Source organism: Streptomyces sp. ME02-8801-2C, from assembly GCF_033793965.1.
GTDB lineage: Bacteria > Actinomycetota > Actinomycetes > Streptomycetales > Streptomycetaceae > Streptomyces.
In genome coordinates this window covers 206,734-221,207 of the sequence record NZ_JARAXP010000001.1, presented here as the reverse complement: position 1 = coordinate 221,207, position 14,474 = coordinate 206,734, and the positions used below count along the sequence as shown (strand labels likewise).

14 protein-coding genes and 2 pseudogenes are annotated in these 14,474 nt (G+C 71.6%); 9 read left to right on the top strand and 7 right to left on the bottom strand.

Translation table 11 applies throughout. The features are described 5' to 3' along the window. Nucleotides 1-20 precede the first annotated feature (20 nt). Nucleotides 21-449 (bottom strand): VOC family protein, encoded by a 429-nt coding sequence (locus PV396_RS01030; protein ID WP_319199643.1) that lies wholly within the window; start codon nt 447-449, stop codon nt 21-23. A 102-nt stretch (nt 450-551) separates the two neighbouring features. Between PV396_RS01030 and PV396_RS01025 the strand changes: the two genes are divergently transcribed. After that, complete coding sequence (locus PV396_RS01025; RefSeq protein ID WP_319199642.1) at nt 552-1,457, top strand: pseudouridine-5'-phosphate glycosidase; 906 nt, start codon at nt 552-554, stop codon at nt 1,455-1,457. Next, nucleotides 1,454-2,365: a sugar kinase gene (locus PV396_RS01020; protein ID WP_319199641.1), complete on the top strand. Its 912-nt coding sequence runs from the start codon at nt 1,454-1,456 to the stop codon at nt 2,363-2,365. Before PV396_RS01025 ends, PV396_RS01020 begins: the two co-directional genes overlap by 4 nt. Nucleotides 2,366-2,416: 51 nt before the next feature. Here the strand turns inward: PV396_RS01020 and PV396_RS01015 are convergent, their stop codons facing one another. Further along, nucleotides 2,417-3,211: a methyltransferase domain-containing protein gene (locus PV396_RS01015; RefSeq protein ID WP_319199640.1), complete on the bottom strand. Its 795-nt coding sequence runs from the start codon at nt 3,209-3,211 to the stop codon at nt 2,417-2,419. Nucleotides 3,212-3,392: 181 nt separating this feature from the next. Between PV396_RS01015 and PV396_RS01010 the strand changes: the two genes are divergently transcribed. Then, nucleotides 3,393-4,520 (top strand): magnesium and cobalt transport protein CorA, encoded by a 1,128-nt coding sequence (locus PV396_RS01010; RefSeq protein ID WP_319199639.1) that lies wholly within the window; start codon nt 3,393-3,395, stop codon nt 4,518-4,520. A gap of 79 nt (nt 4,521-4,599) precedes the next feature. On the opposite strand, the gene PV396_RS01005 is transcribed toward PV396_RS01010, so the two are convergent. Both PV396_RS01005 and PV396_RS01000 read right to left on the bottom strand, forming a co-directional pair. Beyond that, on the bottom strand, nt 4,600-5,028 hold the full coding sequence (locus tag PV396_RS01005) for a CBS domain-containing protein (RefSeq protein ID WP_319199638.1): 429 nt from the start codon (nt 5,026-5,028) through the stop codon (nt 4,600-4,602). Nucleotides 5,029-5,163: 135 nt separating this feature from the next. After that, nucleotides 5,164-5,805, bottom strand: a complete 642-nt coding sequence (locus tag PV396_RS01000; RefSeq protein ID WP_319200593.1) for a uridine kinase — start codon at nt 5,803-5,805, stop codon at nt 5,164-5,166. A 95-nt stretch (nt 5,806-5,900) separates the two neighbouring features. Here PV396_RS01000 and PV396_RS00995 point away from each other — a divergent pair, with 95 nt between their 5' ends. The 6 genes from PV396_RS00995 to PV396_RS00970 all read left to right on the top strand — a co-directional run bounded on the left by PV396_RS00995 (nt 5,901) and on the right by PV396_RS00970 (nt 13,416). Then, nucleotides 5,901-6,653, top strand: coding sequence for a DUF2293 domain-containing protein (locus PV396_RS00995; RefSeq protein ID WP_319199637.1), 753 nt, complete (start codon nt 5,901-5,903; stop codon nt 6,651-6,653). Between the two features lie 114 nt (nt 6,654-6,767). After that, nucleotides 6,768-7,247 carry a DUF1772 domain-containing protein gene (locus PV396_RS00990; RefSeq protein WP_319200591.1) on the top strand — a complete coding sequence of 160 codons (480 nt, stop codon included), beginning with the start codon at nt 6,768-6,770 and terminating at the stop codon, nt 7,245-7,247. Nucleotides 7,248-7,364: 117 nt separating this feature from the next. After that, on the top strand, nt 7,365-8,852 hold the full coding sequence (locus tag PV396_RS00985) for a glutamate synthase subunit beta (protein WP_319199636.1): 1,488 nt from the start codon (nt 7,365-7,367) through the stop codon (nt 8,850-8,852). A gap of 402 nt (nt 8,853-9,254) precedes the next feature. After that, a complete protein-coding gene (locus PV396_RS00980; RefSeq protein WP_319199635.1) occupies nt 9,255-11,627 on the top strand; it encodes a PEP/pyruvate-binding domain-containing protein in 2,373 nt (790 codons plus the stop codon). Next, the gene (locus PV396_RS00975) at nt 11,624-12,553 is read left to right on the top strand and encodes a hypothetical protein (RefSeq protein ID WP_319199634.1); all 930 of its coding nucleotides are present in this window, start codon (nt 11,624-11,626) and stop codon (nt 12,551-12,553) included. Before PV396_RS00980 ends, PV396_RS00975 begins: the two co-directional genes overlap by 4 nt. A 158-nt stretch (nt 12,554-12,711) precedes the next feature. Then, nucleotides 12,712-13,416: a fused DSP-PTPase phosphatase/NAD kinase-like protein gene (locus tag PV396_RS00970; protein ID WP_319199633.1), complete on the top strand. Its 705-nt coding sequence runs from the start codon at nt 12,712-12,714 to the stop codon at nt 13,414-13,416. Nucleotides 13,417-13,434: 18 nt separating this feature from the next. Here PV396_RS00970 and PV396_RS00965 read toward each other — a convergent pair. The 3 genes and pseudogenes from PV396_RS00965 to PV396_RS00955 form a co-directional block, all read right to left on the bottom strand. Continuing rightward, nucleotides 13,435-13,686: pseudogene (locus tag PV396_RS00965) on the bottom strand (SAM-dependent methyltransferase); the annotation flags it as partial. 264 nt (nt 13,687-13,950) lie between these two features. Further along, nucleotides 13,951-14,122 (bottom strand): annotated as a pseudogene (locus PV396_RS00960) (SAM-dependent methyltransferase); the annotation flags it as partial. A 128-nt stretch (nt 14,123-14,250) separates the two neighbouring features. Beyond that, entirely contained in the window at nt 14,251-14,466 is a 216-nt protein-coding gene (locus PV396_RS00955; protein WP_055525969.1) for a DUF397 domain-containing protein, read from the bottom strand. Nucleotides 14,467-14,474 lie beyond the last annotated feature (8 nt).

Sequence of the window (14,474 nt, the reverse complement as noted above, 5' to 3'; positions counted from 1 at the left end):
AGCCGCAGGGCCCGCGGTGGTCACACGTAGTGCCGCACCTCGAAGACGTTGCCGTCGGGGTCGCTGAAGTAGAAACTGCGCCTGGCCATGCCACGGGCCCCGTAGGAGTCGTACGAGAAGTCCGAGACGGGTACGTCCCGTTCCAGCAGGCGAGTGCGCAGGGTGTCGAAGGAGTCAGCGGGCAGGGACAGGCACACGTGGTTGACAGGATGGCCCGCGCTGTCGGCAGACCCGGGGAGCATGTTCATACGCTCCACCAGCGAGAACGGTGCAAGGTCGAAAATGGTTTCCTCGTTGAGGCGCACGGAGGGAAACGACACCGTTCCCGCGGCGAATTCAGTGACTCTCAGGGGCTCCATGCCGACCGCCTTCTCGTAGAAGTCGGCAGCGGCCAGCGGATCGCGCACCCAGAGGACGACATGGTCGAGACGCGCCGAGTTGTCCGTCATGTACTCAAGGCTCGTGGTCTCTTCCCCCGGCCGCAAGGGTTTGACCAGGCGTGCCGCCCGCCAGAGATGAGGGAAGACCGAACGACAGGAAGCAGGCACGTGATGTTGGTGGTGTCCGAAGAAGTACGGGAAGCGGTCGACGCGCGTCGACCCGTGGTCGCCCTGGAGTCCACGATCATCGCGCACGGGTTGCCGCGCCCCCGCAATCTGCAGGTGGCGTTGGAACTCGAGGACGTCGTACGGCAGGAGGGCGCCGTCCCAGCCACGATCGCCGTGCTGGACGGCCGCCCCCATGTCGGTCTGGACAAGGAGCAGTTGGACCGGGTCGCGAACGAGGACGGGATCCGGAAGCTGGGCCACCGCGATCTGCCGCTCGCGGTGGCCGCCGGGGCGAGCGGGGCGACCACGGTGTCCGCGACCGCGCTGCTGGCCGCCCAGGCCGGCGTACGGGTGTTCGCCACGGGTGGGCTCGGCGGAGTGCACCGGGAGTGGACGGTGACCCAGGACGAGTCCGCCGATCTGGGACTCCTGGCACGCACCAGGATCACGGTCGTCTGCGCGGGCGTGAAGTCGATCCTGGATGTGCCGGCCACACTGCAGCGACTGGAGACTCTCGGGGTCGCCGTGGCCGGTTTCGGCACCGGCAACTTCCCCGGCTTCTACCTTTCGGACTCCGGGCATCCGGTGGACTGGACGCTCCACACTCCGGAGCAGGTCGCGGACGTGATGCGGGCCCAGGACGCGCTCGACTCCCCGGCGTCGGCGTTCATCGTCGCCAATCCGGTGCCTGAGCAGCAGCAGCTGGATCCGGAGCTCCACGCGCGCGTGCTCGCCGACGCGCTGCACGCGTGCGAGGAGCAGGGCGTGAGCGGGCAGGCCGTGACGCCGTTCCTGCTCGACTACCTGGTGCGGCACACCGACGGTGCCTCGCTGAGCGCCAACCTGGCAGCGGTCCGCGGCAACGTACGGCTCGCGGGGCGGATCGCGGCGGCCTGGGCCGGGGCGTGACCGAGTCGGGCGGGGCGCTGCTCGTCGTCGGGGACGTCATCACGGACATCGTCGCCCGGCACCGAGGTCCGCTTGCGTCGGGGACCGACACGACCGCCGCGATCCGGACCCTGCCGGGCGGTGCCGGTGCCAATGTGGCCTGCTGGGCTGCCCATTGGGGCGGCTCGGAGGTTCGGCTGCTCGGTCGGGTGGGCCGGGACTCGGCCGCGTGGCACGAGCGTGAGCTGACCGCCTGCGGGGTGCGGCCACGCCTCGTCGTCGATCCCGAGGCGCCGACCGGAACGGTGATCTGCCTGGTGGACACGGGTTCGGCGGCCGAGCGCACCTTCCTGACCCAGAGCGGTGCCTCGGCGCGGCTGGACCCCGACGACTGGTCGGACGAGCTGCTGGACGGTGTCGCACGGCTGCATCTCTCGGGCTATCTGCTCTTCTCGGCGACGAGTCGGGCGCTCGCGGCAGTGGCTCTGGCGTCGGCACGCGCGCGTGGTGTGCCGGTGAGCCTGGATCCGGCGTCGGCGGGGTACCTCGTCGAACTGGGTGTCGACCGCTTCCTGGATCTGGCGGCCGGGGTGGATGTCCTGCTGCCGAGCCGTGACGAGGCCTGTCTGCTCACCGGGTTGCCCGATCCGGCGGACGCGGCGGCCAAGCTGAGCCGCCACGTCCCGCTGGTGGTCGCCAAGCAGGGTGCCGAGGGTGCGCTGGTGGCCCGGTCCGGGACCGTGTCCGCGCATGTCCCGGCCGTGCCCGCGACACCCCGGGACACGACGGGGGCCGGCGACGCCTTCACCGGCGCGTTCCTCGCCGCCCTGCTGACGGGCGCCGCGCCCGAGGACGCGGCGGCGCAGGGATGCCGGGCGGGCGCACGCGCGGTGGAGCGGGTGGGCGGAAGACCGCCCGTTCTCGGTTGAGGCCCGTTCTCGGTTGAGCCTACGGACAGGGCCCTCGACCGCCGTCGGCGATCAGCCCTTGCGTCCCCACGCCGAGATCATCGGCGCGGTGGCCAGGTCCATCCCGCCCGAGGCGACATTGGACAGGTGGCGGTCGATGTCCTGGTCCGTGGCAAGGCCCTCGGCGACGAGCCGGTCCCGGATCTGACGGATCGTCGCGGACTCCAGCGCGGCGCAGGCGGGCGAGGTGACCGGGAAGTACGCGTCCGCCTGTACGTTGCGCAGGCCCGCTTCGCGCAGCAGCCGCGGGAGTTTGCGGCCGTACGCCAGGTCGGCGCCGCTGTCCGCGAGCAGTTGGCGAAAGCTGTGCCGCAGCCGGTTGGCGAGTTGCTGCTCGAGGCCGTGCTCGTCGGGACAGAGCAGGGGCTGCAGAGCGGGATCGGCGTCCTCGATCAGCAGCCGTCCGCCGGGGCGCAGCGACTTGATCATCGAGCGCAACGCCCTTTCCCGGTCCGGCACATGAACGAGGACCAGCCGGGCGTGCACGAGGTCGAACCCCTCCCCCGGCGGCTCGTCGACGCCCACGTCGTGGACGCGTACCTCCACAGGCGGCCGGGCGGCCGGGGCGACCCACGAGGTGTCGAGGTCGGTCGCGACGACCTTTCCGGTCGGACCCACCTTCTTGGCCAGCCAGGAGACCACCGAGGTCCCCCCGACGCCGACCTCCCAGCACCGCCAGCCGGGTCCGACACCGAATCCCTCGAGATGCCGGAAGGTCGTGGGATCGAAGAGAGCGGCGAAGGCGTCGAAGCGTTGTCCCGCCTCGGTCTGCCGGTTGTCGAGGAGATACCCGTCGGTTCGCGTCATGGCGAGATCATCCCAGTCATCCGCTTTGTTCGGCCGGGTCGACGCTCCCGCACCGATGAAGCGAAACGGAACCTTCCGTTCCCACAGGCTTCTCCGGCGTTCACGCGAGGCTGGCAAACTGACGAGCCAGGCGCAAGGTGCGGACAGTGCGGCGCGAGGAGATCCACGCAAGGAGATCCAGATGTCCATGGCAGGGAATCTGCGGAAGGTCACCGCCCTCGGCAGGGTCGGTGACCTCCGTAAGGTGGCACGGCTGGCACGGCGGCGCCCGCTTGTCGATCTGAGTCACCATGCCCGGTCGCCCCTGGGTACCGCGGTCGTGAACTGCGTGGCCTACGAGTCAGGTGTCCGGATCCCGGCCGGCCAGGATCTGGCCGACGCGGTGCGGCGGGTCCGCAAGAGCGACGAGGGCTTCGTCTGGCTCGGTCTCCACGAGCCGACGGACGACGAGTTCGCGGGCATCGCCCAACTCTTCGACCTGCACCCGCTCGCGGCCGAGGACGCGGTCGACGCCCACCAGCGCCCGAAACTGGAACGGTACGGGGAAACCCTGTTCGCGGTGTTCAAGACGGTCTGCTACGTCGAGCACACCGAACTGACGGCGACGAGCGAGGTGGTGAACACCGGCGAGATCATGGTCTTCGTCGGCCGGGACTTCGTGATCACGGTACGACATGGCAGGCACGGCTCTCTGGGCCCGCTGCGCGAGGGACTCGAGGCCGACCCTCAGCAGCTCGCGAAGGGGCCGGCAGCCGTACTGCACGCGATCGCGGACCATGTGGTCGACGACTATCTGCACGTCACCGACGCGGTCCAGGCGGACATCGACCAGGTCGAGTCGGATGTCTTCGCGACGAACGGCGCGCGGGCCGACCCCGGCCGGATCTACCAGCTCAAGCGTGAGCTGCTGGAACTGAAACGCGCCGTCGCTCCGCTGCACCGACCGCTGCAGGAACTGGCGACGCGGCCGATACGGGTGATCGACCCGGAGATACAGGCGTACTTCCGGGACGTCTCCGACCATCAGCTGCGGGCCACCGAGCAGATCGCGGCGTTCGACGAGCTGCTCAACTCGATTCTGCAGGCGCACCTCGCGCAGGTCACGGTCGCGCAGAACGAGGACATGCGCAGGATCACGGCGTGGGCGGCGGTGATCGCCGTACCGACGATGGTCTGCGGTGTGTACGGCATGAACTTCGAGCACATGCCCGAGCTGCGTTGGCAGTTCGGCTATCCGTTGGTCCTCGGTCTGATATCGGTCGTCTGTCTGACGCTGTACCGGAGCTTCAGGCGCAACGGCTGGCTCTGAACACGGCCGACCCCGGCACGCACAACCCCTCGCCCGGCGTGGGCGGCCGGGCGAGGGTGCGTGCCGGGGAAGGACGGGATCAACGCATCGTGGTCCGGGCGTAGACGCTCTCGGCCCAGGCCGCGATCTGGTCGTCCGTGAGGTGCTGGGCCAGATCGGCCTCGGTGATCATGCCGACCAGACGCTTGTTCTCGATCACCGGAAGTCGGCGGATCTGATGATCCTTCATCTCTTCGAGCACTTCGCTGACATCGGCGCTCGCGTCGATCCAGCGTGGGGTGCCCTGGGCCATCTCGCCCGCGGTGACCCTCGCCGGGTCGTGGCCCATGGCCACGCAGCCGACGACGATGTCGCGGTCCGTGAGGATGCCGCACAGGCGTTCGTTCTCGTCGCTGATGGGCAGGGCGCCCACGTTGAGCTCGCGCATCATCTGGGCGGCCCGATCGAGGGTCTCGTGGGCGGGGATCCACTGAGCGCCGCGGTGCATGATGTCTCCGGCGGTGGTCATGAAGTACCTCCCGGTGCCGGACGGCCGGCGCGGCACAGAGGGCACCGCTAGTCCCGGCGCCCTACATTCTTGCCGCGCTCCGGGGGAAGCGCACCCGGAAGTACGCGGCTTTCGGGCGCCGGGTCCGGGGCCGAGTCAGCCGTTCCAGGCCGGGTGCCGTGGGTCGTCCGCGCGTATCAGGACGTCGGCGGCGGTGACGGGATCCGTCTCGCTCTCGTAGCGCTCGAAGGCGGGGAGAGTCCATTGCTCGGCCTCGGGGGTACGGCGGCGCAGGGCAGCCGGGGAGAGGAGGACGTGGACGGTCAGATCGAACGGGAACCAGTGGCGCAGCAGGAAGGGGCCGTGCAGCAGCAGAAGGCCGCCGGGCGGGAGCTCGACGCGGGGGCTACGAGTGGAGCGGTCGGTGAGCGGGTCGCGGAGGTCGGGCAGGACACGTCCGTCGCCGCCGGGCTCGAGAGGGCCGAACACCTCGCGCCAGAGGGCGCCGGTGTCGAACCAGCCGTCGTAGTAGGCGTCCACGTCCTGGTGGCCGTACTCCAGCCGGAGGGAGGCGGGGCGCAGGAAACCGGCGGTATCGATGGCGAGCGAGGGTCGGCCGCGGACACGCAGCGCCTCGGCCACGCGGTCGGCGAGGTCTCCGGGGTGGGCCGCCGGGGCCCCGTCGAAGGCGATGCGCGGCCAGGGGCTGCCGTCGTCCGGCTTCAGGTCGAGCACACGTTCGGCGAGGAGGTCGCCGAGCCGGTCCCAGGTGATCGGTTCCAGTCGCACACGGTCCATCATGCCGGGTTGCTGTTGGCGGGGAGGAGCGGAGCATGCGCGAGCAGCTGGGGTCCGGCCGGGGATTCCTGGTAGCCGGCGGGAATCAATCACTCATGACAAGGCGCACAACTCCTCCGCTCCCACCAGGACTTCTCGTCGTGCAGCCGCTCAAGCGGCGGCAGTGTGCCGAGTGCCGGCGGGGGCCACTGGCCCTGCTGGTGCTGGAGGAGGGGGCGCCTCGGTGTCTCGACTGTGCCGATCTCGGGCATCTGGTGTTTCTGCCGAGGGGCGACACCGCGTTGACGCGCAGGTCGCGGGAGGAGAGCGGGTTGTCGGCGGTGGTCGTGCGGTTCAACCGGCGGCAGGGACGGTACGAACGGCAGGGCGTGCTGGTCGAGGAGGCGGGGCTCGCCCGGGCCGAGGAGCGGTGCCTGGCGGATTCGGAGGCACGGCGCCTGCGTCGGACGCGGGACGCGCGGCGGCGGGCCGCGGAGGATCTGCGGTTCACGGAGGCGTTCGCGCGGGAGATCCGCAGGCTGCTGCCGGGGTGCCCGGCGGACCGGGCGACGGAGATCGCCGCGCACGCCTCGGTGCGGGGCAGCGGGCGGGTGGGGCGGAGCGCGGCGGGGCGGGCGTTGTCCGAGGGGGCGGTGATCTCGGCGGTCGTGGCGTCCGTACGGCATGTGGACACGTCGTACGACCTGCTGCTGATGAGCGGGGTCGCGCGGCACGAGGCTCGGCGCCGGATCGCGGGTGCCGTCGAGGAGAGGCTTCGGGAATGGGGGACGGCAGCGGGGGCGGATGGGGATGGGCACGGGGATGGGGATGCGGCGATGGGGACGGATGTTCGGGCCCGGTCGGCGTGAGCTCGGCAGGTCCGTGGGCCGGTCGACCGCAGCGCCGCGTCGTCGAGCAATGGGCATTGTCAGTGGCAAGGGGTTCACTTGTGGGGACGTATGGGGATCGACCTGGGGGACGGCATGATCGATGGGGCGTACTTCGTACTCGTGGTGCTGGGGGTGCTCGGCACCGGGGTGGTGGCCGGGGTGTTCTGCGGGTTCTCGACCTTCGTGATGAGGGGGCTCGCCGCGCTGCCGCCCGCGCAGGGGGTCGCGGCGATGCGGGCGATCAACGTCACCGCGCTGCATCCGCCGTTCATGCTCGTGTTCGTCGGGTCGGCCGTGCTGTGTCTGGTGATCGTCGTGGTCACGCTGGTGGTGTGGCCGAACGAGGGCGCGGTGGAACTGTTGGTGGGCAGCGCGTTGCATCTGTTCGGCTCGTTCGGGCTCACCATGGGCGCGAACGTGCCGCGCAACGACGCCCTGATGAAGCTGGAGCCCGGTACGGCGGAGGCCGACGCCTACTGGCCCGTGTACGTGCGCGAGTGGACCCTGTGGAACCACATACGCACGGTCGCCTCCGCCGCGGCCTCGGTGCTCTACGTCCTGGCCGTCGCGTGAGTCACCGGGCCCCGCTCGGCATGCGGGCCGATGAGTCGTATCGTGTCCGGAAGAGAGTGCCGCCCGACGACGCACGGCCCCGTCACGCGTCCGCACGAAGACGGCAAGGACACCGCCATGGGCGATCCCAAGGGTTTTCTCACCACACCACGCCAGGACTGGCTGCGCAGGCCCGTCGAGGAGCGGGTCCGTGACTGGGACGAGGTCTATGTCCCGGGGGCGCTGCTGCCCGTCATCAGCAAGCAGGCCGGTCGCTGCATGGACTGCGGGGTCCCGTTCTGTCACGAAGCCTGTCCGCTGGGGAACCTGATCCCCGAGTGGAACGACCTGGTCTCCCGGGAGGACTGGCGCGCCGCGAGCGACCGGCTGCACGCCACGAACAACTTCCCCGAGTTCACCGGGCGGTTGTGTCCGGCTCCGTGCGAGGCCGGCTGTGTGCTGGCCATCAACCAGCCCGCGGTGACCATCAAGAACGTCGAGGTGGCCATCGCCGACCGGGCCTGGTCGGACGGCTTCGCGCCGCCGCGACCGCCTGACAGGCTGTCGGGACGTACGGTCGCGGTGATCGGGTCGGGACCCACCGGGCTCGCCGCGGCCCAGCAGCTGACCCGGGCCGGGCACACCGTCGCCGTGTACGAGAAGGACGACAGGCTCGGCGGGCTGATGCGGTACGGCATTCCCGCCTTCAAGATGGAGAAGCACCACCTGGAGCGGCGCGTCGAGCAGATGCGGGCCGAGGGGACCAAGTTCCGTACGTCGACCGCCGTCGGGCGGGATGTCGGGGCCGCCGAACTGCGGTCGCGCTACGACGCGGTGGTGCTGGCGGTGGGAGCCACGGCGTGGCGTGAACTGCCGCTGCCGGGGCGGGGGTTGGCGGGGGTTCATCAGGCGATGGAGTATCTGCCGCTGGCCAACCGGGTGTGCGAGGGGGACCTGGAGGTCTCCCCGATGTCCGCCGCCGGAAAGCACGTCGTCATCGTCGGCGGAGGTGACACGGGGGCCGACTGTCTGGGCACCGCGGTGCGCGAAGGGGCCGCGTCGGTCACCCAGTTGGACATCTACGCCCAGCCCGGCGGGGAGCGCGACGAGGACGTGGATCCCTGGCCGACGTACCCGAAGGTCTACCGGCTGTCGGCCGCGCACGAGGAGGCCCGCGACCTGGAGTCGGCGCCCGCGGCCGATGCCGACGCCCGGCTCTTCGCGGCGTCCACGCTCCGCTTCACGGGCGACGCGGACGGGCACGTACGGGAGCTGCACCTCGTCGAGGTGGACGCCGAGCGCCGGCCGCTGCCCGGGTCCGACCGGACCCTTCCCGCCGACCTCGTGCTGCTCGCCCTCGGCTTCTCCGGACCCGACCGGCGGGACGGACTGATCGACCAGCTCGGGCTCGTTCTCGACCCGCGCGGCACGATCGCCCGCGACGCGGACTTCGCGACGAACGTGCCGGGCGTGTACGCGGCGGGGGACGCGGCCCGCGGACAGTCGCTGATCGTGTGGGCGATCGCTGAGGGACGGGCGGTCGCGGCGGCCGTGGACCGCCGCATGACGGGCGACACACAGTTGCCGGCGCCGATAGGGCCTTACGACCGGCCGATGACCGTGTAGAGCGGTCCGGGTCGTACGACCGTCAGGTGCGGCGAGATGCGGCAGCGGTGCCAGCGTCGCCGTGACCGGCTTATCGCCGCGCTCGCCGCGCACGCGCGGCATGTCGACCTCGACTGGCCGAGCATGCATACAGCGCGGCGGTGGAGGCGCTCTGCCAGGCACTTCCGCCGGGTTGAGGGGCCGCCGACAACGCGAACTGGCAGCGCGTGGTTGCTCTGGGTGACCTTGTTCGCGAGCGCGGGCGAAACCGGCTTTGAGTCAGGAGGAATACGGCCGACGGTGGGATCATTGGCACAGGAGACGGGGCCTCACGGGCCCGCCGCCGATCCTTCGTTCTGCCGTCAGGCGCAGGGCCACCCCTACGCGTCCCCCCTGTTGGCGGTCGGACCTGGAGGGTGTTCTATGACGACGCTCGATGAACGTCACGGCGAAGGCGCACGCGACGGGGACGACCCCCGCGGCGGGGCGGTCCTGGACGCGGCCGCGCGACACGGCCGCGACACCGTCGGGGCTCACGCCAGGGAAGCCGTCCCCCTGGACCAGCCCGCCGCCGCTCTCCCCCTGCTCGCCGGCTCCAAGGCGGCGAACCTCGCTCGCGCGGGCGCCGCCGGACTGCCGGTACTGCCCGGATTCGTCATCACGCGCCCGGCCGCCCCGGATGCCGCACCCGACGACCCGCCAGGCATCCCGTCCGGCGTCGCCTCCGCTGCCTCCTCCGGCATCCCCGCCAGCAGCTGGCCCGCACTGCGCCACGCCTGGGACACGCTCTCGGACGGCGGTCGGCGCCCGCTCGTCGTCCGGTCCTCCTCGCCTCAGGAGGACACCCAGGAATCGTCACTCGCAGGCCGGTTCGCGTCCGTGCTCGACGTACGCGGCTGGGCCGACTTCCGTGCGGCGGTGCGGACCGTGCTCGACTCCGCGCACCGCCCCGGTGAGGCCCCCGCGCCGATGGCCGTGCTGGTCCAGCCGATGCTGACCGCGCGCGTGGGAGGCGTGATGTTCGGCGCCGACCCCGTCGAAGGGCGCGCCGACCGAATGCTGGTGAGCGCGGTGCGCGGCGGCCCGGACAGCCTCGTCAGTGGCGAACAGGCCGGAACCGACTACTGGCTGAGTCTGCGTGGCCGCATGCTGCGCACCGAACCGGCGGACGCCGAGCCTCTTCTGGGCACCTTCGAACTGCGTCGCCTGGCCCGCCTCGCGCGACAGGCCCGCCAGGTCTTCGACGGACCGCAGGACATCGAGTTCGGGTTCGACGACCACGGTGGACTGTGGCTGTTCCAGAGCCGGCCGATCACCGCGATGGCCGCCCGGCCGCCGCGCGGGGCCCGGCTGCTGGGCCCAGGACCGGTCGCGGAGACCCTGCCGGATCAGCTGGAGCCCCTGGAGGAGGACCTGTGGGTGGCGCCGATGGCCCGTGGGCTCGCCGCCGCGCTCGACATCGGAGGCACCGCCCCCCGGAGGCGGCTGCGCGCCGTGCCGGTGGTCACGGCGGTCGGCGGACGGGCCGCCGCAGATCTGCTGCTGCTCGGCGCCGTTCCGCCCCGGCACCGCTGGCTCGCGCTGCTCAACCCGGCGCCGGGCGGACGCAGGCTCGCCGCCGCCTGGCGGACGGGCCGGCTGGCCTCGGCGCTGCCCGGGCTCGCCGTCGACCTCGTCGCGGACGTCGACCGCCGCCTGGCCGAGACCCCGCCGCCCGCCGACCTCCCGTCGAGCGAACTGGCGTCCACCCTGCGCTGGACGCGTACGACGCTGGTCGCGCTGCACGCCCAGGAGGCGCTGGCCGGTGCGCTGCTGCACAAGAGCCCGGCGAGCGGGGCCGGCGGCAGGAGCCGTACGGCGGCCGGTGCCGCCCTCACCGCGCTCGCGGACGCCCGTGACGCCCGCGTCCGGGGGATGCCCGACGAGCACGTCGTGACCGCCGAACCGGTGGTCCTCGCCCTGACGGCACCGAGCCTGCATGGACGGATCCGGCTACCGGCAGTGGCGCCGGCTCTCGAGGACGCCCCCGGCAGCGCGGCCGGTGCCCCGCGCGCGGGACGCCGTCCCGACCCGGACGGACACGGACGCGGACACGGTCACCCGGCGTCGGTCACCGGCGTACGACCGTTCCTGCGATCTGTCGACCGGCCGGGCGCCACCGCCCCCGTGCTCCCGCCCCGGGAGGCGCTCAGGCTCCGGGTCCGGTGGGTGCAGGAGTTGCAGGTGCGGCTCGTGCGGGAGGGGGCGCGCAGGCTGGTCGTGCGCGGAGCGCTGGACGACCGCACGCGGGTGGGTCTGCTGCGCTGGCCGGAGTTCATGACCGCGCTGGAGGGCGGGCCGCTGCCCGCGGACGTGCGCGAACGGCAGCCGCTGCCCCCGACCGCCCCGCTGCCGGACGCCTTCCGGGTCGCCGCCGACGGGACCGTCGTCGCCGAGCACAGTAACGGCCCGGCGGGAGACGGAGGCCGCGGCGTGTCCGGCGGGCGGGCCGCCGGGACCGTCTGGGACGGCACCGGGACCCCGCCGTCGGACGCGGTGCTCGTCGTACGGACCCTTGATCCCGCGCTCGCCCCGCTGCTGCCCGGGCTCACCGGGCTGGTCGCGCAGACGGGCAGTCCGCTGTCCCATCTCGCCGTGCTGGCACGGGAGTTCGGGCTGCCCGCAGTCGTCGGGGCGAAGGACGCCGTGAGCCGGTTCCCGCCGGGCAGCCGTCTCACCGTAGACGGCACCACCGGCGACGTACGCGCCGATGCCGTACGCACCGACGACGAGACCGGGGCGGGGGCCGGACGATGAGGCGCATCGCATACGTATTCGGCTGGCTGGCCGCCGCCGGGGCGGGCACCTACGTCGTCATCTACCTCTACCGATGGCAGTGGCAGCGGGCCGTCCTGTGCGGTGTGCTGCTTCTCGTCGTCGAGGTGATGCTGCTCGGGATCGCGCTGATCGGGCGGCTCTCGCGGATCGAGGAACAGGTGCGCGAGACCCAGGACCAGGTACGCGAGAGCGGCCGCGGGCAGCAGGACGTCCTGGCCCGGCTGCGGGAGCCCCCGGTGCGGCAGAGCACCGGGCGGTTCCGCTGGCTGGACGAGCCCGCCGAACGCACGTACGTCTTCGTGCCGGTACTCATGGTCACCGGTGTGCTGCTGTCCGGGCTCGCCTGGGTCGTGCAGCGCGTCGCGTCGGTCACCGCGAAGCCCGCCGAACGGCGGCTCGCCGGACGCCTGACCGTCCTGGCCGCGCCCGGTCCGGAGGCCGACACCGACCTGGAGGACCTCCCCCCGGTGGGCGGTAGTGGTAGGCCTACCAGGGGGCACATCGCGCGGACGACGGCCCTGGGGGTCGTCGGGGCCGCCCTGCTCGGCGCGCTCGTCGTCGGGCTCGCCGACCTCACCGAGACCCGCGAGCAGAAGGCGAACGACAGCGCGGCGACCTCCGTCCTCGTCCAGGTCGACCTGCGCGGCAGCGGCAGCCTCATCTCCGACGAGCGGCGTTCCCTCGCCGCGCACCAGGTCTGGGAGCAGTGCCGGGACTCCACGTCCGTGCCGCTCAACCGCGCGACCCTCGGCGATCTCGGCGACGGGGTGTTCGCCGGCGTGGTCCGGCCGGCGCTCACCGAGCACGACCGCATGCGGCTGCGCGGCTGCCTGGAGGACGCCGCCCTCGACCGCGCGCACCTCACGGTCGTCGGTATCGGCGACATGGACGCGGACGACGACTAGGAATGCGCAATCGGGGCATTCGGTACTAAAGCTCATTAAATGAGGCGTACGTCACGTAAAGGCCTCGCTGTCAGTGGCCCGGGTTACGATGCAAAAGCGCTCTCGTCCCCTGCATGAACGTACGAACGCGCCTCCGCCCCCAACCCCCCGGGTCATTCATGGCTGCCATCGCCGCTTCCCCGTCCCCGCTCCCGCTGCCCACCCGCCGTGCGGTCCGCCGCATCCTGCGGATCCTGAGCAGAGTCGTCATCGGATATCTCGTTCTGTGGGCCACCGGCGCCCTCGGCATCCTGGCGGTGTCGCACTGGGTCGGCGACGAGACCCCGGCGCCGCCCGGCACCCGCGAGGTCCAGGGCGTCCACCACTTCCAACGCGTGGACAGTCAAGGGCGGTTGTGGCGCGGAGCGGCACCCTCGCCCGCCGGTTACCGGGCGTTGGCGGGTCTCGGCATCGCCACTGTCGTCGACCTGCGCGCCGAGGACCTGAACGCGGCCCAGCTCGCCGAACCGCACAAGGCCGGGCTGGACGTCGTACGGCTGCCGATCCGTGACGGGCAGACGCCCACCCAGGGTCAGGTGCAGCGGTTCCTCGATGTCGTCGCCTCCTCGCCCGGACCGGTGTTCGTGCACTGCGGCGCCGGCGTCGGCCGTACGGGGACGATGGCGGCGGCGTATCTGGTGCAGGCCGACAAGCAGTCGCCGTCGACGGCGGTCCGGCGCAACCTCGCGGTCGGGCCTCCGTCGATCGAGCAGATCTACTACGGGCTGAGCCTCGGCCGGCAGAAGGCCGAGCAGCCGCCGCTCGCGGTGGTGGCGGTCAGCCGGCTCGTGGACGCGCCACGGCGCATGTGGTCGTGGCTGTGAGCCACGCACGCGGGCGGGTCAGGACGTACGGCCCACCGCTCCGTACCCCGGAATCACACCGTCCTCCTGGCCGGGGACCGGCTCGCCCAGTTCCGGATGCCACTTGTCGACCACCTCGACGCCCGGCTCGACCAGGTCGAGGCCGTGGAAGAAGCGGCCGAACTCGGTGCGGGAGCGCAGGGCGAGGGTGACGCCCGCGGCCTTCAGCTTCGCTGTCGCCGCCGCCGACTCCTCCGGGGACAAGTCGGCCGTCGCGTGGGTCATCATCAGTTGACGCCCTCACCTGCCCGAGGGCTGGTGATTCCGGTCCGTACTGCTACGCAGTACCACCGCGGGTTCCTGTTTCACGGGCCTCTGCCGACCGGTCAGGGTCGGTCTTACGTGGCCTCCGCAGGCCTGACTTCCCGCCCGTCCGGCGGTAGGTCGGACAACTCCGTTGCCCGACAAGACGATTCCAGCCATGCCGCTGCGACCGTCCGGCCCGCTGCGGACAGGATGCCCCTCACTTCCCATCCTCCTCGGAGATGACGTACAGCAAAGCGCGGTTGACCTTCGCCATCACCGGCACCCGCGGGTTAAGGGCGAGCACCTGCCGCCCCATCGCCTCGTCCACCGGATAGTTGTCCTTGCCACCGAGATACCAGTCGTACATCCGCGCAGGATGAGGCTTGCTGGTGCCGATCTCGATGGAGGGCTGCCCGGTCATGACGAACTCCGTAAGTCTCTGCGGGGTTTGGCGTGGCAAGTGATCAACTGAGCACCAAAATTAACCAAATCAGGGGGCTTGACTGAACACAACGGAAGCGGCGGCCCATGAACGGCCGAAACCCGACCTCAGGAGAGCAGGAAGTCGGCCTCCCCCGCCTTGGCGCCCTCGATGAAGGCGAGCATCTCGGCGGTGGTGTAGATCAGCGCCGGACCGTCCGGGTCGGTGGACTGGCGGACGGCGATCCGGCCGTCGGCGAGCTTCATCGCCTCCAGGCAGTTGCCTCCGTTGCCACCGCTCCACGGCTTGTGCCAGCCCTCGCTGCCCAGTTCGCCGGCGGGCATGCCGTTGT